Source organism: Pseudomonas syringae (assembly GCF_001698815.1).
Taxonomy (GTDB): domain Bacteria; phylum Pseudomonadota; class Gammaproteobacteria; order Pseudomonadales; family Pseudomonadaceae; genus Aquipseudomonas; species Aquipseudomonas syringae_A.
Map to the genome: position 1 here is coordinate 23,285 of NZ_LGSI01000056.1, position 17,954 is coordinate 41,238.

At 58.7% G+C, this 17,954-nt stretch carries 14 protein-coding genes and 1 pseudogene; 7 read left to right on the plus strand and 8 right to left on the minus strand.

Annotation, left to right across the window (positions count from 1 at the left end; all coding sequences use genetic code 11):
- Positions 1-23 precede the first annotated feature (23 nt).
- Positions 24-1,297: pseudogene (locus AFK24_RS19295) on the plus strand (EAL domain-containing response regulator).
- Here the strand turns inward: AFK24_RS19295 and AFK24_RS19300 are convergent.
- Complete coding sequence (locus AFK24_RS19300) at positions 1,270-1,926, minus strand: response regulator (RefSeq protein ID WP_065834916.1); 657 nt, start codon at positions 1,924-1,926, stop codon at positions 1,270-1,272. The pseudogene AFK24_RS19295 and the gene AFK24_RS19300 sit on opposite strands and share 28 nt — an antisense overlap.
- 487 nt (positions 1,927-2,413) lie before the next feature.
- Here AFK24_RS19300 and AFK24_RS19305 point away from each other — a divergent pair, with 487 nt between their 5' ends.
- Positions 2,414-2,710, plus strand: coding sequence for a DUF3509 domain-containing protein (locus AFK24_RS19305; RefSeq protein ID WP_065834752.1), 297 nt, complete (start codon positions 2,414-2,416; stop codon positions 2,708-2,710).
- Between the two features lie 183 nt (positions 2,711-2,893).
- Here AFK24_RS19305 and AFK24_RS19310 read toward each other — a convergent pair whose 3' ends face one another.
- Positions 2,894-3,739, minus strand: coding sequence for a TIGR02285 family protein (locus AFK24_RS19310; RefSeq protein ID WP_170826368.1), 846 nt, complete (start codon positions 3,737-3,739; stop codon positions 2,894-2,896).
- Positions 3,740-4,120: 381 nt separating this feature from the next.
- Between AFK24_RS19310 and AFK24_RS19315 the strand changes: the two genes are divergently transcribed.
- The 3 genes from AFK24_RS19315 (at position 4,121) to AFK24_RS19325 (ending at position 7,638) form a co-directional block, all read left to right on the plus strand.
- Complete coding sequence (locus tag AFK24_RS19315) at positions 4,121-4,663, plus strand: YaeQ family protein (RefSeq protein WP_065834754.1); 543 nt, start codon at positions 4,121-4,123, stop codon at positions 4,661-4,663.
- Positions 4,664-4,716: 53 nt separating this feature from the next.
- Complete coding sequence (gene recJ / locus AFK24_RS19320; RefSeq protein ID WP_065834755.1) at positions 4,717-6,432, plus strand: single-stranded-DNA-specific exonuclease RecJ; 1,716 nt, start codon at positions 4,717-4,719, stop codon at positions 6,430-6,432.
- Positions 6,433-6,531: 99 nt separating this feature from the next.
- The gene (locus AFK24_RS19325) at positions 6,532-7,638 is read left to right on the plus strand and encodes an NADH:flavin oxidoreductase/NADH oxidase (protein ID WP_065834756.1); all 1,107 of its coding nucleotides are present in this window, start codon (positions 6,532-6,534) and stop codon (positions 7,636-7,638) included.
- Between the two features lie 359 nt (positions 7,639-7,997).
- Here AFK24_RS19325 and AFK24_RS19330 read toward each other — a convergent pair whose 3' ends face one another.
- The 6 genes from AFK24_RS19330 to ydcS form a co-directional block, all read right to left on the minus strand.
- Positions 7,998-9,302: a hypothetical protein gene (locus AFK24_RS19330; RefSeq protein WP_065834757.1), complete on the minus strand. Its 1,305-nt coding sequence runs from the start codon at positions 9,300-9,302 to the stop codon at positions 7,998-8,000.
- Positions 9,303-9,498: 196 nt separating this feature from the next.
- A complete protein-coding gene (locus AFK24_RS19335; RefSeq protein WP_065834758.1) occupies positions 9,499-10,923 on the minus strand; it encodes a gamma-aminobutyraldehyde dehydrogenase in 1,425 nt (474 codons plus the stop codon).
- A gap of 27 nt (positions 10,924-10,950) precedes the next feature.
- Positions 10,951-11,778 carry an ABC transporter permease gene (locus AFK24_RS19340; protein ID WP_065834759.1) on the minus strand — a complete coding sequence of 276 codons (828 nt, stop codon included), beginning with the start codon at positions 11,776-11,778 and terminating at the stop codon, positions 10,951-10,953.
- On the minus strand, positions 11,768-12,706 hold the full coding sequence (locus AFK24_RS19345; RefSeq protein WP_065834760.1) for an ABC transporter permease: 939 nt from the start codon (positions 12,704-12,706) through the stop codon (positions 11,768-11,770). Before AFK24_RS19345 ends, AFK24_RS19340 begins: the two co-directional genes overlap by 11 nt.
- Before the next feature lies 1 nt (position 12,707).
- Positions 12,708-13,763 (minus strand): ABC transporter ATP-binding protein, encoded by a 1,056-nt coding sequence (locus AFK24_RS19350; protein ID WP_065834761.1) that lies wholly within the window; start codon positions 13,761-13,763, stop codon positions 12,708-12,710.
- A 125-nt stretch (positions 13,764-13,888) separates the two neighbouring features.
- Positions 13,889-15,040 carry a putative ABC transporter substrate-binding protein YdcS gene (gene ydcS / locus AFK24_RS19355; RefSeq protein WP_065834762.1) on the minus strand — a complete coding sequence of 384 codons (1,152 nt, stop codon included), beginning with the start codon at positions 15,038-15,040 and terminating at the stop codon, positions 13,889-13,891.
- Between the two features lie 205 nt (positions 15,041-15,245).
- Between ydcS and AFK24_RS19360 the strand changes: the two genes are divergently transcribed.
- Both AFK24_RS19360 and AFK24_RS19365 read left to right on the plus strand, forming a co-directional pair.
- Entirely contained in the window at positions 15,246-16,022 is a 777-nt protein-coding gene (locus AFK24_RS19360) for a tellurite resistance TerB family protein (protein ID WP_065834763.1), read from the plus strand.
- 307 nt (positions 16,023-16,329) lie between these two features.
- On the plus strand, positions 16,330-17,952 hold the full coding sequence (locus AFK24_RS19365) for a methyl-accepting chemotaxis protein (protein ID WP_065834764.1): 1,623 nt from the start codon (positions 16,330-16,332) through the stop codon (positions 17,950-17,952).
- The last annotated feature ends 2 nt before the right edge of the window (positions 17,953-17,954 follow it).

Genomic DNA, 17,954 nt, shown 5'->3' on the forward strand with positions numbered 1-17,954 from the left:
GGCCTGGAGTCAGGAAACCGATCGTGCGTTCACTTACCGTATTGATACTAGAAGACAACCCTTTCCAGCTGATGGCGTTGCATCAAATGCTCAACGCCAATCAGATTTTCGATGTGCTGACCGCCCCCAGCGTTGCTCAGGCGCGGCAGTCGTTGAACAAACGCGGCGGGGTAGACATCGCAATCTGCGATCTGATGATGGAAGGGCCTGATGGTCTGGAACTGATTCGTCATCTGGCGCTGAGCGGTCAGGCGCGCGCCGTGATCATCCTCAGCAGCACCGAGCCCAGCGTTCAGGAAAGCGTTGCGCAGCTGGCTCGGCAGCAGGGCATCGCAGTGTTGGGCTGTCTGCAAAAACCGGCGTCGACAGTCGCCATCGGCGAGCTGCTGGAGGCCTACGATGCGCTGCCGGATGCTTGCGATGAGCCCTTGCCGACGCCACGTTCCGCCCTGACCTTCCAGGAGTTGTACCCGGCGGCACAGCACGGGGCAATTGATTTGTCGGTGTTGTCCGAGCAATGGGTCGCCTGTTATCAACCCAAGGTCAGCTTGTCTGGCGAAGTACTCGGCGTGGAAGCCTTGGTGCGCTGGCAGCATCCGGAGTACGGATTATTGACCCCCGACCGCTTCATGCCCGCCCTGGAAGGCGCGGGGTTGATGGTGCCGTTGACCTGGCGGGTGCTTGGTCTGGCGCTGAAGCTGTCTGCCGATATGTTGTGCGAGCAGGGCGAGGCGTTGCCGGTGGCGGTCAATATCACGCCGCAAATGCTTGAACTGCCCGATTTTGCTGAACAGGTACTCGCCCGGCTGGTGCACTTCGGATTACCCGCGCAGATCCTTACCCTGGAGATCGTCGAGCAGGCCGCTCCCGAACCTTCGACCTGGCAAGTGGAAGGCCTGCTGCGCTTGCGTATGCATGGCTGCAAGCTGTCCATCGATGATTTTGGTACCGGCGCGTCGAACCTTGAGCGGCTGCTGCAACTGCCTTTCACCGAGCTCAAGGTGCCTGCTGAATTTGTGCGCGACATGGCAGACGACTCGCGCAAGAGTGCCGTGGTTGCTGGTGCAATGCTCATCGCACGGAGGATGTCACTGGACGTGGTGTTTGAGGGGGTCGAGTCAATGGATGACTTCTATTCGGTGATGGCGCTGGGCGGCGCATCCCTGCAAGGGTATTTCATCTCCCGGCCGTTGTTAGTGCGTGATGTGCTGCCGTGGATTACAGAGCGCACGGGCCTGGAAGCCAGCCAGCTCGGGCCGCAAAGCGGGCTCAGCCGAGGCCATTCTCCTGCAGGTAAATGAACAGCGCGGCCTCGTTTGCCAACCCCAGTTTGCGCATCGCGTTGATTTTTTGCGCACTTACGGTTTGCTTGCTGCGATTCAGTTGCATGGCGATTCCTCCGATTGTCATTCCCGCTGCGAGCAGCCTTATGACTTCCAGCTCACGCGGTGACAGCGGTCTTACGGTCCCGTTCAGGTCATGGTCGGCGGCATCCAGCATGATCTGGCGCACGGAGTCGGCGATATACAGATGTTTGCGACGCACGTTGGCGATGGCTGCAGGAAGTTCGCCAGCGACACTGGCTTTGCTTAACAGCCCCTGGACTTTCAAATCGAGAATCGCTCGAAACAACGCGGCGTTGTTGAGCATGGTGACCACGACGATGGGCAGCGTCGGAAAGTCCCGGCGGATTTTCTGCAACAGCCGCAAGCCGTCGTTGTGGTGTTCGTCGGGCATCATGAAGTCCGTCACCAGCACATCAGCTTCAACCCGCCGAAGGATCTCCAGCAGCTCATCCGGATTGCTGGCCTGGGCGATGACTTTCGCGCAATTGTTCTGCTCCAGCACCACCCGCAAACCGATGAGAAATATGGGATGGTCGTCGGCCAGGATGATGCGCAAGGATTTCTCGGCGTAAGCGCTCACAATGTTCATTCCAATTGATTGCATATCGGGGCGCATCCCCATGAGCGGCGGCAGGTTGCGCGGTCCTTATCTCGATTAGATATCAGGATTGGACATGCTGCGGCTCCATGGCGGGAGAAGTCTGCGTAGGAACAGGTCGTGATTCTCCGCGAAATTTCCTACAGTTTGTTTGCGGCGGCCTGGCGCTATCGCGCAGCAAGCATTCTCCCCTGAGGCGATCGGCCCGCGTTCCGACTTGCCCGAGAGCCCTCTGTAGGAGCGAATTCATTCGCGAAGCAGTGTTTCAGGCGCTGAATCTCTGCCGGATGTACCGGCTCATCGCGAATAAAATCGCTCGTGCCGGGCCGGTTTTTTCTCTGTCACATTCAGCTGGCATGCTCAAGTGCTCGGTTAGTTGCACCCTCTGGTCAAGCAATAAGAACTTTCTGATGACGCCGATGGTCATTGATAAGCACCTTTGCATTCAAACTGTTGAGTGGTGATCTAGATGGAAAATATCAGCTTACTGCTAAGTCAGGCTCTGGCCCCTTACCAAGCCCACATTGGGCCGGCCGGACCTCAGGGTGAGCGTTTGGTCTCGCTCAAGGATGCGTCTGGAGCTGTGGTGATCAAGCGTGTTTTCAGCGCAGCGCAACTGGGCGACAAACGCCAGTTGACGGACGTGGTCGACGGTTTGCGCCGTGATCTGATGGTTGCCGAAGGGCGAATAGAGCCTTCTGTGATTGCTGCAATGCGTCATGCGGCGTTGAGTCGCCCGTTTATCTCGTCGCCCGTTTTTGTTTAACCGGTTCGGGAACCTTATGGTGGCCGTACGCTCTGATTAATTACGGCAGGTTCAAACATTGTGCTCCGGTGATTGATGCCTGCCGTACTGGTCCCTATGGACCACGGTTTACCCCGAGTAGTCTCCCCGCTGCTCGGGGTTTCTTTTTTTCAGGGCCGGCACATTCTTGCCGCCCGCTGGCATTTACCGCTGCTCATCCTCAAAGAATGCCTTGGCATCCTGCAGATACTCTTCACGCTGGCCGTCAGGCAGCCACTGCGCGTACAGCCCGATCAAGCTGGTTTTGCGCAGCACCCGCATCTCCCGATTGATGATCTCCATCGCCTGCTGGCCTTGGGGGGAGTTCGAGCATCCGACATGGGTAAATTGATATTTAGGCGTGCCCTTGACCGGCAGGAATGTCAGCTCTTCCTCGACAATGCCTTGTTGGCGAGCCTGATAAAGCGCTTCGGGCCAATAGCTGATCAAGGCTTGCAAGCGGCCCAGGCGTTCCATTTGCAGCAAGCTGCCGATGGCGTCATTGCCGTAATGCAGATTGAGTTCATTTGCTGGAGTGTCACGCAGGATTCGGTCGATGACCGGTCCGTAGCTCCGTTCGGCAACCACGCCGAGCTTGATCGTCCGGCTCTTGAGCAGCGCCTCCAGATCGATCTGGTTCTCGGACAGGAACGGCTTGAAGCTGTCCATATCGTCCTGACGCACCACCAGACCATTGCTGCGTACTGCATAAGTCGGGATCGAAAACAGCAGGTTTTTCGCCCGTTCGGCAGTCCAGAGCAGCATTGGATCACAGGTAAACGACGACTTATCGACAAGCATCTGCATGCCTCTGGCACGATTCACGCGCATCAGCAGGTGCTCGTATTCCGGCATTCGGGCAATCAGCAGTGGCAGCAGCCTGTCGATAGCGCCCTGACCCTGTTGCGGACCGGAGAAAATCGTCACTGGTGGCATGTCGCGCAGCAGCCAGATCAACGTTTCTTTCCCCTGACTGCTGGAGGGCAAGGCACACAGCGTCAGCAAGGCCAGTAAAGAAGCCATGCAAGACCTGGCGGGCGGCGCGCTGCAATAAGGCATTCGCGAATGTCTTCCCCGAGAAATGGCTGAGTATAGGACGGTAAAAAAGACGCTGGGGTGATCAGCGTTTGAAACAGACATATTCAGCAACAATGCCAGCAATGCCGCCGAGGATATCGTTTTTTTTGATTGAATATCAAAGCCTTGAAACCAATTAGCACCAATTGAACCAATGTGCATGACAGTGGCCTGGATTTCCAGTGATTCGCCGCGTTGCAGGTCCGCCACAAGTGTCCATCGGTACTTGCCGTCAGCTGATCGGCCGGCTTTGGTCGTTCAATGGGGCTGCATCGGGTAGACTTGCCGCCTTTCCTCGCATCTAGAAGCCCGTTCATGGCCCAGCCGTCCACGACCTACAAATTCGAACTGAACCTCACCGACCTGGATCGTGGGGTTTACGAGAGTGTCAAACAGACCATCGCCCGTCACCCTTCGGAAACCGAAGAACGCATGACAGTGCGTCTGCTTGCCTATGCCTTCTGGTACAACGAGCATCTGTCGTTCGGTCGTGGGTTGTCGGAAGTCGACGAGCCCGCACTCTGGGAAAAAAGCCTGGACGACCGCGTGTTGCACTGGATTGAAGTCGGGCAGCCTGACGCCGATCGCCTGACCTGGTGCTCGCGTCGTACTGAACGCACCAGCCTCCTGGCTTACGGTAGTCTGCGTGTCTGGGAAGGCAAGGTCATCCCGGCGGTCAAGAACCTGAAGAACGTCAATATCGCTTCAGTGCCGCAAGAGATTCTCGAAGTGCTGGCCAAGGACATGCCCCGCGTCATCAAATGGGACGTCATGATCAGTGAAGGCACGATTTTCGTGACCGACGATCGTGGTCAGCATGAAGTCCAGTTGCAGTGGCTTACGGGCGAACGTGGCTGAGTGACAGGCTCTACGCTTTAGATCGATAACCACAGAGAACCAGCGAAAACCGCATGCGCATCGAACCTCGTCTGTTGCCGGAAACCCTGCCTTTTCTCGGCGATTTGCCGCCATTGCTTACCCGGCTGTATGCCTCGCGGGGCGTGTTGTCGGAGGCCGAACTCGACAAGAGTCTGGCGCGGCTGATCCCGTATCAGCAACTCAAGGGCATTGATGCCGCGGTGGATCTGCTGGTGACAGCGCTCAACGAGCGCCAGCGTATTCTGATCGTCGGCGACTTTGACGCAGACGGCGCCACGGCGAGTACCGTTGGCGTACTGGGTTTACGTCTGCTGGGCGCGGCCCATGTGGATTATCTGGTTCCCAACCGCTTTGAATATGGCTACGGCCTGACCCCGGAAATCGTCGCCGTCGCTTTGCAGCGTCAGCCGCAACTGCTGATGACCGTGGATAACGGCATTTCCAGCGTCGAAGGTGTGGCCGCTGCCAAGGCGGCCGGCTTGCAGGTATTGGTCACCGATCACCACTTGCCAGGCCATGAGCTTCCCGCCGCTGACGCCATCGTCAATCCCAACCAGCCGGGCTGTACCTTTCCGAGCAAGGCGCTGGCCGGGGTCGGGGTGATTTTCTATGTGTTGATGGCCTTGCGTGCGCGGCTGCGGGAAAACGGCTGGTTCGAGGCCAATCAACGCACGCAACCCAATCTGGGCGAGTTGCTGGATCTGGTCGCTCTGGGCAGCGTTGCCGACGTCGTGCCGCTGGATGCCAATAATCGCATCCTCGTCCATCAGGGCCTGATGCGTATTCGCGCCGGGCGTGCACGTCCCGGACTCAAAGCCATTCTCGAAGTCGCCCGCCGTGAAGCGTCGCGCATCACTTCAACGGACCTGGGCTTCATCATCGGCCCACGCCTCAACGCGGCGGGGCGTCTGGATGACATGAGTCTGGGCATCGAATGCCTGCTCTGCGAAGACGAAACCCTGGCGCGGGAAATGGCCGGCCAGCTGGATGAGTTGAATCAGGATCGCAAATCCATCGAGCAAGGCATGCAACGCGAAGCGTTGGCCCAACTCAAGGATCTGCCGTTGGAATCGATGCCGTTCGGTCTGTGTCTGTTCGAACCGGACTGGCATCAGGGCGTGATCGGCATTCTTGCTTCGCGCCTCAAAGAACGTTATCACCGGCCGACCATTGCCTTTGCCAGCGCGGGCGATGGCGTGCTCAAAGGTTCGGCGCGCTCGGTGCCGGGTTTTCATATTCGTGATGCGCTGGATGCGGTCGCAGCGCGGCATCCGGAACTGATCAGCAAGTTCGGCGGGCATGCCATGGCGGCGGGCCTGTCCTTGCCTGAGGCCAATTTCCCCGCGTTCGCCGAGGCGTTTGATGTCGAGGTGCGGCGTCAGCTCAATGAAGATGATCTGACGGGACGCTTGCTGTCCGACGGAGCCCTGGCGGTCGAGGAATTCCACTTGGAGCTGGCCCGTGCCCTGCGCAATGCTGGCCCTTGGGGACAACATTTCCCCGAACCCCTGTTTCATGGCGTGTTCCAGTTGGTAGAGCAGCGGGTGGTGGGCGAGCGGCATTTGAAGATGGTGCTGAAAAGCGAATGTGGCACGGTCAAGCTCGATGCCATCGCGTTTGGCGTGGATCGCGACATTTGGCCCAACCCGAACATTCGCTGGGTTGAACTGGCCTACAAACTGGACCTCAACGAGTTTCGCGGCAATGAAACGGTGCAACTGATGGTGGCGCATATCGCCCCGCGCTAACGATCAGCAGGAACCCTCGGTTGCAAAGGATTGTCGACTAATCTCTTGGTACGGTTTAACCACCAGCCCAAACGACATTATTCAGCCTGAGAGGTCCCCATGAGCCTGTTGCTAGAACCTTATACCTTGCGCCAGCTGACCCTGCTCAATCGCATTGCCGTATCGCCGATGTGCCAGTACTCATCGGTGGATGGTCTGGCCAATGACTGGCATCTGGTTCACCTCGGCAGCCGAGCAGTCGGCGGCGCTGGCCTGATTTTCACCGAAGCCACGGCGGTGACCAAGGACGGCAGGATTACCCCCGAAGACCTCGGTCTGTGGAATGACGAGCAGATCGAACCCCTGCAACGCATTACCCGCTTCATCACTGCGCAAGGTGCAGTCGCCGGCATTCAGCTGGCTCACGCCGGGCGCAAGGCCAGCACCTGGCGGCCATGGCTGGGCAAATCCGGCAGTATCAAGGCGGAAGAGGGCGGCTGGACACCTTGGGGTCCGTCGCCGATTGCCTTCGATCCGAAGCACACCGCGCCCGTGCAGCTCAGCGAAACGCAAATCCAGGAGGTGATCCAGGCCTTCGTCGATGCCGCTAAACGCGCGTTGACTGCCGGCTTCAAAGTCGTGGAAGTGCATGCCGCCCACGGTTATCTGCTGCACCAGTTCCTTTCGCCGCTGAGCAATCAGCGTCAGGATCAATACGGTGGTTCCTTCGAAAATCGCATTCGCCTGACCCTGGAAGTGACCGCAGCGGTACGCGCGGTCTGGCCCGAAGAGCTGCCATTGTTCGTTCGCGTGTCGGCTACCGATTGGGTGGAAGATGGCTGGAATCCGGATGAGACGGTCGAACTCGCACGTCGCCTCAAGGATCTGGGCGTGGACCTGATTGATGTTTCTTCGGGCGGCACTTCGGCCAACGCAGAAATTCCGGTCGGCCCGGGTTATCAGACCCGCTTCGCCGAACGTGTGCGCAAGGAATCGGGCATGGCCACTGGCACCGTAGGCATGATCACCGAACCCGCCCAAGCCGAGCACATCCTGCGCACCGGTCAGGCCGATATCATCCTGCTGGCCCGCGAACTGCTGCGCGACCCGTACTGGCCGCTGCACGCCGACGACGACCTGGGCGGTCGCCTGGCAACCTGGCCCGCGCAGTATCAGCGCGCTACCCATCGTGATCAGCCGATCCATGAGTCGGATTTGCGCGATTGATTGAGACCGTTCGGTGCTTGCTGAATCCAACGTTCAGCAAGCATTGGTATCAGGTTGTTCTCAAACGCTCGGCACCGATGGCCGCTTCGGCCAGGTACCGTTCTTGCCCATCCAGATGCTGCCGGTAATGCTCACGCAGCGGCGCTACCCAAGTAGCGACTTCAGATTGAAGATTTCCTCAACCAGCTCCAGGCGCCACAGCACCAGCGGTCAGGTAATTCGAATCCGCCCCGGCCACTGTTTAACTCTTGAATATCATATGCCTGACCGTAGTCGCGGTATTCGTGTCATGCCGCGTAGACCACTGATGTCACGGCCAGTTTTATTGAAGCAAGCTTGTGGGTTTTTCCACTGCTTTGCTAAACCGCCTGAGGCGTTTCTTGCTCGGACAAAAAACGTGCAACGACGCCTTCGGTCGTCAGGCTCCAGCCTGTTACAACGACCTTGCGATCTGTTTGTCTGGTCAAGTCGAAGGCGCGCTTCGTGGAATTTAGCATGACCCACCCTTCCTTTTGCCCGTAGTTGGCGTCGAATACTCCAGTTTTCAAATAGCGCGCCAACACGACAGCATCCATGTCTCCCAGCAAAATGAAACCATCCTGGTCTTCGACAGTATTGCGCCATTCAACGGGCGAGGCAGATCCGGGCAGTGCAGCGGCTAAGCTATCTCCGCCATTGAACGATAGATCGCGGGAGCCGTCTGCCTCGAAACTAAACAGGAGTCCATTATTTTCGGAATTCGCAGCCGTATAGTTGGCGACCAGCAGCAGCTTGTTTTTGCTGTGTGATATCAATGATGTAACAAATCCATACTTACCGAGCGGCGAGGTGATAATCACAGACCCCAGATTGCCAAATGATAGGTCGGCAGTGCCATCACTGTTGTAACGATTGATATACATGGTTGGAGTACTGGTGCTCAAATGCCCCGCTACCACTATTTTCCCTTCCGGAGTTATTACGTGGCAGTCGGCATTGTTTTCCAATTCGGGTTTTATATACACATAGCCGTTATCCTGAAACTTTGTATCCAATGTGCCGTCGGCGAGAAGGCGTCCCAAGATGCTGAAGACAGGACGATCTGGCCCAACGGAATATATAAACGTTTTGGAAAACAGGATTTCCCCTTCCGGCAGCGGTGTCAACGTGCAGCTGCTGCGCACCGGCCACGGGTCAGATATGCCGCTTCGGGGATAGGTGCTGCAATCTGATACACCTGTTGGCGCCGTTGCATTGATATATGCTACTCCGTTGGAACCGAAAGACAGGTCGGGCTTTCCATTGCTGTCCAGGCGGCTGATCGCCGCTTCGTAAATCCCCGGCTCCGGCTGGTAGACCCCGGAAAGAAGAATATCGCCGTTGGAAAGTTCAATGCATGAAGTGGCGTGGGAAGCGACGTTATCAACAAAGAAATCGTGTGCTATACCTGTTCCATCGTTTCCGAACGAGGGATCCAGTGCGCCATTTTCATCCAGTCTGATCAGCGCATAGTGATATGGGTATGGCCGTTTAGTTGCACTGATCAGAATTTTTCTTTGTGAAGTGGTTATTACTCCATAGGTTTGTTCAATAAGATCGGAATCAAAGGTGTAAATACCCAGACTGGCAAAACTTTGATCGAGATCCCCTGCGGTAATTTCAGTTACTGGTTTGATGCTGTCCATGTCACATCTCCCTCAAGCGGTTTTAACAAAGTCTCCTTCGGACGGCTTCATTGAAGTCTGCGACGCACAGATGCGAATAGTCTACTGTCAGAAGTGACAGTGGTGAAAACTTATGGCTATAAGTCGGAGGCGAATAGACCGTGCCCGGTTACTACAGCGGGAAGTGGTTGACTCGCCCGCTGTAGATCTACCGGGTTCAATGCTTAAACATCACATGCCTCACCGTGGTGTAGTCCTCCAACCCATACATCGACAGGTCCTTGCCGTAGCCGGACAGTTTTTGTCCGCCGTGGGGCATTTCGCTGACCAGCATGAAGTGGGTGTTGACCCAGGTGCAGCCGTATTGCAGGCGTGCGGCCAGGCGGTGGGCGCGGCCGATGTCCTGGGTCCAGACGGACGAAGCCAGGCCGTAGTCGGATTCGTTGGCCCAGGCCAGCACTTGCGCTTCGTCCTCGAATTTCGTTACCGAGACAACCGGGCCGAACACTTCACGGCGGACGATTTCGTCGTCCTGCTGGGCGTCGGCGATGACGGTGGGTTCGAAGAAGAAGCCATTGCCTTCCACGGCTTTGCCGCCGGTAATCAGCCGCGTATGGGACTGGGCGAGGGCGCGCTCGACGAAACCGGCGACGCGGTCGCGATGCTGGGCACTGATCAGCGGGCCGAGTTCGGTTTGCGGGTCGTTTTGCAGGCCGTATTTGATGCTGCTGACCGCTTCGCCCAGCTTCTCGACGAACTTGTCGTAGATGCCTTGCTGCGCGTAGATCCGACAGGCGGCGGTGCAATCCTGACCGGCGTTGTAGAAGCCGAAAGTGCGAATTCCTTCGACAGCCGCGTCGATGTCGGCGTCATCGAAGATGATCACCGGCGCCTTGCCGCCCAGTTCCATGTGCATGCGTTTGACTGTGCCAGCGGTGCTGGAAATGATGTGCGAGCCGGTGGCAATCGAGCCGGTCAGTGACACCATGCGCACTTTGGCGTGGGTGATCAGCGCATTGCCAACGGTCGAGCCACGCCCGAACACCAGGTTCAGCACGCCTGCGGGAAAGATATCCTTCGCCAGCTCCACCAGACGCAACGCAGTCAGCGGCGTTTGTTCGGACGGCTTGAGCACCACCGTATTGCCTGCGGCCAGCGCCGGAGCGATTTTCCAGGCGACCATCATCAGCGGGTAGTTCCATGGCGCAATCGAGGCGATCACGCCAATCGGATCGCGGCGGATCATCGATGTGTGCCCCGGAAGGTATTCACCGGCTGCCGAACCGCCCATGCAGCGACTGGCGCCGGCGAAGAAACGGAACACATCGGCAATCGCCGGGATCTCGTCGTTCAAGGCCGCGCTATAAGGTTTGCCGCAGTTGTCGGACTCAAGCCTGGCCAATTCTTCGCCGTTGGCTTCGATGGCGTCGGCCAGTTTCAACAGCAACAGGGAGCGGTCCTTGGGCGGGGTTTGCGACCAGCTTTCGAAAGCGACATCGGCGGCGCGCACGGCGGCATCGACCTGAGCTTCGCTGGCTTCCTTGAGTTCCACCAGCACCCGGCCCAATGCCGGGTTGAACACCGCCTGGCTCGGACCTTCACCCGCCACGAGCTGGCCGTTGATCAGCAGTCTGGTTTGCATGATGTTCTCCTTGATCAAGCCTTCGGGTTATTTACCGCCGCTGCCTGCCACGCTTTCACCACCACGGGTCAGGTAATACGCGCCGAGGATCGGCAACATGGTGACCAGCATGACCAGCATCGCCACGACGTTGGTCACCGGCACGTCCCGTGGGCGGCTGAGCTGGTTGAGCAGCCAGATCGGCAGCGTGCGTTCATGACCTGCCGTAAATGTGGTGACGATGATCTCGTCGAACGACAAGGCAAACGCCAGCATGCCCCCGGCCAGCAGCGCCGAGCCAAGATTGGGCAGAATGATGTAGCGAAAGGTTTGCCAGCCGTCGGCGCCCAGATCCATCGACGCTTCGATGAGGCTGTGGGACGTGCGACGCAAGCGGGCGATGACATTGTTATAGACGATGACCACGCAAAATGTGGCGTGGCCGACAATGATCGTGAACATGCCCGGCTCGATGCCGAGAGTCTTGAACGCCGCCAGCAGCGCCAGCCCGGTAATGATGCCGGGCAGGGCGATGGGCAGGATCAGCATCAGGGAAATCGCGTCCTTGCCGAAAAAGTCCCGCCGATACAGCGCGGCCGACGCCAGGGTGCCGAGGACCATGGCGATCAGCGTTGCCACACAGGCGATCTCCAGGGAAAGCTTGATCGCCTCCAGTACGTCAGGCCTGGCGAACGCAACGCTGAACCACTTCAAGGTGAAACCCTGCGGCGGAAAGCTGAAGGCAGCGTCCTGGGTGTTGAAGGCGTACATGAAGATGATCAGGATCGGGAAATGCAGAAACACCAGCCCGCCCCAGGCAGCGATGCGCAAACCGAGGGAAGGCCGGTCTGTTTGTGGCGCAGATTTAGAGCGCATCGAAAGCCCCCAGACGTTTGACGATGGACAGGTAAATCGCGATCAGCACAATCGGCACCAGAGTAAACGCCGCCGCCATGGGCATATTGCCAATCGCGCCTTGCTGGGCGTAAACCATGCTGCCGATGAAATACCCCGGCGGGCCGATCAGTTGCGGCACGATGAAATCGCCGAGCGTCAGGGAAAAGGTGAAGATCGAGCCGGCGGCGATCCCTGGGATCGACAGCGGCAGAATCACCTGCATGAAGGTCTGGCGCGGCCTGGCGCCGAGGTCCGCCGAAGCTTGCAGCAGGGACGGCGGCAGTCTCTCCAGCGAGGCCTGAATGGGCAGGATCATGAACGGTAACCAGATATAAACGAATACCAGAAAGCGGCCCAGATACGACGTCGATAACGTGCTGCCGCCAACCCCCGGAATGCCGAGAATGAACTGCAACAGTGGCTCCAGCCCCAGATGCTGGACGAACCACTGCGCGACACCACCTTTGGCCAGCAGCAAGGTCCAGGCGTAGGCCTTGACGATATAACTGGCCCACATCGGCAACATCACTGCGATGTAGAAGAGCGCCTTGATGTTGCCACTGGTGTAGCGCGCCATGTAGTAAGCGATCGGGAAGGCGATCACGCCACTGGCGATGGAAACCGCGACCGCCATGGTCAGGGTACGCTTGATAACGTCGAAGTTTGCCGGCTGGAACAGCGCAGCGAAGTTGGCCAGGGTCAGCTCTGGAGTGACCGCCATGGTGAAGTCGTCAAACGTATAGAAGCCCTGCCAGATCAGGCTGAGCAGCGAGCCGAAATACACCGCGCCGAACCAGAGCAGCGGCGGGATCAGCAGCAGTGCCAGATACAGGTTCGGGCGCATGTACAACACATCGCAAAAGCGTCGCAGCACTGATCGGTCCGGTCCGGACGCCGCCTGACTCATGTCACTGTGCTCCGGTTGCGGAGGTATCAATGGCTGACGCATCGCTCAACGCAACCATCGCTTCCTTGGCCCAGCGCACCGCCAGGCGCTGGCCGGGTGCGTGCTGACCGGTATCGTCCAGCCATTGCGTATTGGCCTGGCTGATGCTCAATAACTGCCCGCTTTCCAGCGCCAGTTCGTAACGTGTCGAGCTGCCTTGATACTGAACATCATGCAGCACGCCGCTGATTTCTATCTCATGGCTCGCCAGCGGGCCTGTCGCGAAGCGGATATGTTCCGGGCGAATGGAAAAAGGCTGTGCATTGCCGCTCAGCTGTCGGGCCAGATCGCCACGCAGCACATTCGAGGTGCCGACGAACTCGGCGACAAAGATCGTGGCGGGTTTCATGTACAGATTGCGCGGGGTATCGACCTGCTCGATGCGGCCTTTATTGAACACGGCAACCCGGTCGGACATGGACAGCGCTTCGGTCTGGTCATGGGTGACGAAGATGAAGGTGATGCCCAGCTGGCGTTGCAGCTTCTTCAGTTCGCCCTGCATTTGCTCGCGCAACTTGAGGTCAAGCGCGCCCAACGGTTCGTCGAGCAACAGCACCCGAGGACGATTGACCAACGCCCTGGCCAGGGCAACCCGCTGGCGCTGACCGCCGGACAACTGCACCGGCTTGCGCTGGCCATAACCGTCGAGAGCGACCATCGCCAGGGCTTCGTCGGCGCGGGCGTAGCGTTCGGCCTTGCCGACACCCTTGACCTTCAATCCGTAGGCGACGTTGTCCCGCACGTTCATGTGCGGGAACAGCGCGTAATCCTGAAACACCGTGTTCACGTCGCGTTGGTAGGGCGGCAGGCCAGCGGCTTCTTCGCCATGAATGCGGATCGAGCCCGCGCTGGGCTGCTCGAATCCAGCGATCAATCTCAGGCAAGTGGTCTTGCCCGAACCTGATGGCCCGAGCATGGAGAAGAACTCACCATCCTCGATCTGGATGGAAACCCGATCAACGGCCTTCACCTCGCCAAACTGCCGGGAGACGTTGGTGAACTCGACTGCTAAGGGCATTTTGTTTGCTCCGCTAGGACCGCTGCTTAGCACTGTGGGAGCGAACTTGTTCGCGAAAGCGGTGTGTCAGGCGCTGATGTTTTGCCTGAAAGACCTTCGCGAGCAAGCTCGCTCCCACAAGGTCGCTATCTGCCACCCATAATTGCAATGTAGTCCTGGGTCCAGCGGCTGTAGGGCACGAACTTGCCGCCTTCGGCCTGTGGGGTTTTCCAGAAGGCAATGTGCTCGAACTGATCGAAGCCATTGGTCGCGCAACCTTGAGGGCCGAGCAATTCATTGGTCTTGCACGCTTCGGGTACGGCGGGGAGCGAGCCAAACCAGGCCGCGACGTCGCCCTGGACCTTCGGTTGCAGCGACCAGTCCATCCATTTGTAGGCGCAATTCGGATTTTTGGCATCGGCGTGCAGCATGGTCGTGTCGGCCCAGCCGGTGGCGCCTTCCTTGGGAATGGTCGAGGCGACGGGCTGCTTGTCGGCTTGCAGGCCATTGACCATGTAACCCCAGGAACTTGAGGCTGCGACGCCTTCGTTCTTCACGTCGCTCATCTGCACCGTCGCGTCATGCCAGTAGCGGTGGATCAACGGTTGCTGTTTGCGCAGCAGATCCAGCACGGCGGCGTATTGGGTTTCGGTCAGCTGGTAGGGATCGACGATGCCCAGTTCCGGCTTGGCGGATTTGAGGTACAGCGCCGCGTCGGCGATATAGATCGGGCCGTCGTAAGCCTGGACCCGGCCTTTGTTGGGTTTGCCGTCGGGAAGATCCTGCGCCTCGAACACCACGCTCCAGCTTATCGGTGGCACCGGGAATACCGTGGTGTTGTACATCAGGACGTTCGGGCCCCATTGATAGGGCGTGCCATAGGTTTGCTGGTTAACCACGTACCAAGGACCGCCCTTGAGGCGCGGGTCGAGGTTTTTCCAGTTGGGGATCAGTGCAGTGTTGATCGGCTGGACGCGCTTGCCGGCGATCAGCCGCAACGATGCGTCGCCTGATGCCGTCACCAGGTCATAGCCGCCTTTGGTCATCAGGCTGACCATTTCGTCGGAAGTCGCGGCGGTCTTGACGTTGACCTTGCAGCCGGTTTGCTGCTCGAAGCCCGTTACCCAGTCGTACGCTTTGTCGCTTTCGCCCCGCTCGATATAGCCCGGCCAGGCAACGATATCCAGTTGGCCTTCGCCGTCGCCGACGGCTTTGAGCGTTTCGGCGGCCTGTACGCTGACGCTGGCGATCAGGCCGGTGACGAGTGCGCTCAGGAGTGCAGTTCTGTGTGCTGACATAAGGTTCCCTCTTCTATAGTTATGTTCGGGGCAGTTATCAACAGCGGTAGTGCGACGACGGTGCAGCGACGTTATTGGAATGCTCACAATGTGCCGGAGCGCCGGTTGCCTTGCAACATCCAGAAGTACACCTGAAGCCAGTGGCGACACACTTCGTTTTAATCTGCCTGCCACTGAACTGCCTGAGAAGGCAACGGAGGCTTTCATGAACACGCGTGGTTTACTCGACCAACTTCTCAAATCCGGCCAGCAAATGTTGCAAGACAAGGCGGGCGGATCGCGACCGGCTGGAACATCCTCGTCGGGTGGTCTGGGTGGTCTTGGCGATCTGCTCGGCGGCGCGGGCAAATCGTCTTCCGGCGGCCTCGGCGATCTGCTGGGTGGCGCTGGCAAGGGCGGCTTGGGCGGCCTGTTGTCGGGTGCCGGAGGTGGCGCGCTGGCGGCGGGTGCCCTCGGCATGCTACTGGGCAATAAAGGCGGCCGCAAAATGGGCGGCAAAGTGCTGACCTACGGCGGTCTGGCGGCGCTTGGGGTTCTGGCCTACAAGGCTTATGGCAACTGGCAGGCCAGCCAGGGTTCCGCGCCACAGAATGAACCGCAAACCATCGATCGTCTGCCACCCGCGCAGGTCGAGGAGCACAGCCAGGCAATCTTGCGAGCCCTGGTCGCTGCCGCCAAGTCCGACGGCCATGTCGATGAGCGCGAACGCGTGCTGATCGAGGGCGAATTCACCAAACTGACCAATGATCAGGAGCTGCAACACTGGCTTCAGGCCGAGTTGAACAAGCCTCTGGACCCTGCGGAAGTCGCCCGCGCCGCCGCGACACCGGAAATGGCCGCAGAGATGTATATCGCCAGCGTCATGCTCGTGGATCAAGAGCACTTCATGGAACGCGCCTATCTCGATGAGCTGGCGCGGCAATTGAAGCTTGAGCCGGGTCTCAAGGCAGAACTGGAAGCGCAGGTGCGCGAGGTGCAATAAACCGGTTACCCGTGTGGCGCGTTGTTTTCAATAACCCGCTGACCCGAAGGCTCTTCTCGACACCGGGAAGGGCCTTTTTTTTGGGGAACACTCGTTTTTGAAGTAATGAATCGTCCGGTCAATTCGTTTGTGCGCATTGGTCGTGTACGAAATTTCCGATAATCCGGCGGAATAACGCTCTAACTATCTGTGAAACATCCCCTTGCTGGGTAAGGCGCTGGGCTATAATCACGCCGCTTTGGGCCGTCTGCCGGTCCGCTTCTTGAACTCGGTGATCACGCCGATGTTGAACTCTTGAGGGCTGACTGTGAAGAACTGGACCTTGCGCCAACGGATTTTGGCGAGTTTCGCTGTAATCATCGCCATAATGCTGCTGATGGTCGTCGTGTCTTACTCGCGTCTGCAGACGATCGAGTCCAGTGAAGAGCAGGTCCGCGTCGATGCACTTCCCGGCGTGTACTTCAGTACGCTGCTGCGCAGTGCATGGGGCGAAAGTTACATTCGCACCCTTGAACTGATCGGTGAGGGCAAGGGGCGCGAGCTGACGGCAGCGGAAAAAGATCAGTTTCACGAGTTCGAGGCTCGGCTGCAGGAACAGGTCGACAACTACAAACGGACCATTTTCGACGACTCCGACCAGGCCAACTTCACCGATTTCGAGAAAAGCCGCGCATCTTACTACCGCCTTCTGGCGCACGTCCACGAGGCCTATCAGCGTGGCGACTACGCCACGGCACGCGCAACCTTCTACGATGATGTGCGGCCGGTGTGGTCCCTGGGCCGCAAGCAGCTGAATGACATCATCGTCGTCAACAAGAAAGTCGCCGATGACGCAACGACCCGTATCGACGCGGGGGTGAAGGCCGCTCAGATCAGCATGGTCGTGTCGCTGTTCGTGGCGATTATTGCTGCCGGCCTGTGCGGCCTGTTCCTGATGCGCTCGATCATGTCGCCCATGCAGCGCATCGTGCAGATTCTCGAGATCATGCGGACCGGCGACTTGAGCAAGCGGCTCAATCTGGATCGTAAAGATGAGTTCGGCGCCGTGGAAACCGGCTTCAACGACATGATGACCGAATTGACCGGGCTGGTTTCCCAGGCCCAGCGCTCCTCTGTACAGGTCACGACTTCCGTCACCGAAATTGCCGCCACCTCCAAGCAACAGCAGGCGACGGCCACCGAAACTGCAGCAACCACCACCGAAATTGGCGCGACCAGCCGCGAAATCGCGGCGACCTCCCGTGATCTGGTGCGCACCATGACCGAAGTCACCACGGCTGCGGATCAGGCCTCGATCCTCGCTGGCTCCGGCCAGCAGGGCCTGGCGCGCATGGAAGACACCATGCATTCGGTGATGGGCGCGGCGGATCTGGTCAACGCCAAGCTGGCCATTCTCAATGAAAAGGCCGGCAACATTAATCAGGTGGTCGTCACCATCGTCAAGGTGGCCGACCAGACCAACCTGCTGTCCCTCAACGCTGCCATCGAGGCTGAAAAAGCCGGTGAATACGGTCGCGGATTTGCGGTTGTCGCCACCGAAGTGCGGCGTCTTGCCGATCAGACGGCCGTGGCCACTTACGACATCGAACAGATGGTCCGGGAAATCCAGTCGGCGGTTTCGGCGGGCGTGATGGGCATGGACAAATTCTCCGAGGAAGTACGCCGGGGCATGTTCGAGGTCACTCAGGTGGGCGAGCAGTTGTCGCAGATCATCCATCAGGTACAGGCGCTTGCGCCTCGGGTGTTGATGGTCAACGAAGGCATGCAGGCGCAGGCCACGGGTGCCGAACAGATCAATCAGGCGCTGGTGCAGTTGGGCGATGCCAGCAGTCAGACTGTGGAATCCCTGCGCCAGGCCAGCTTTGCCATCGACGAGCTGAGCCAGGTCGCGGTGGGACTGCGCAGCGGCGTCTCGCGTTTCAAGGTCTGAGT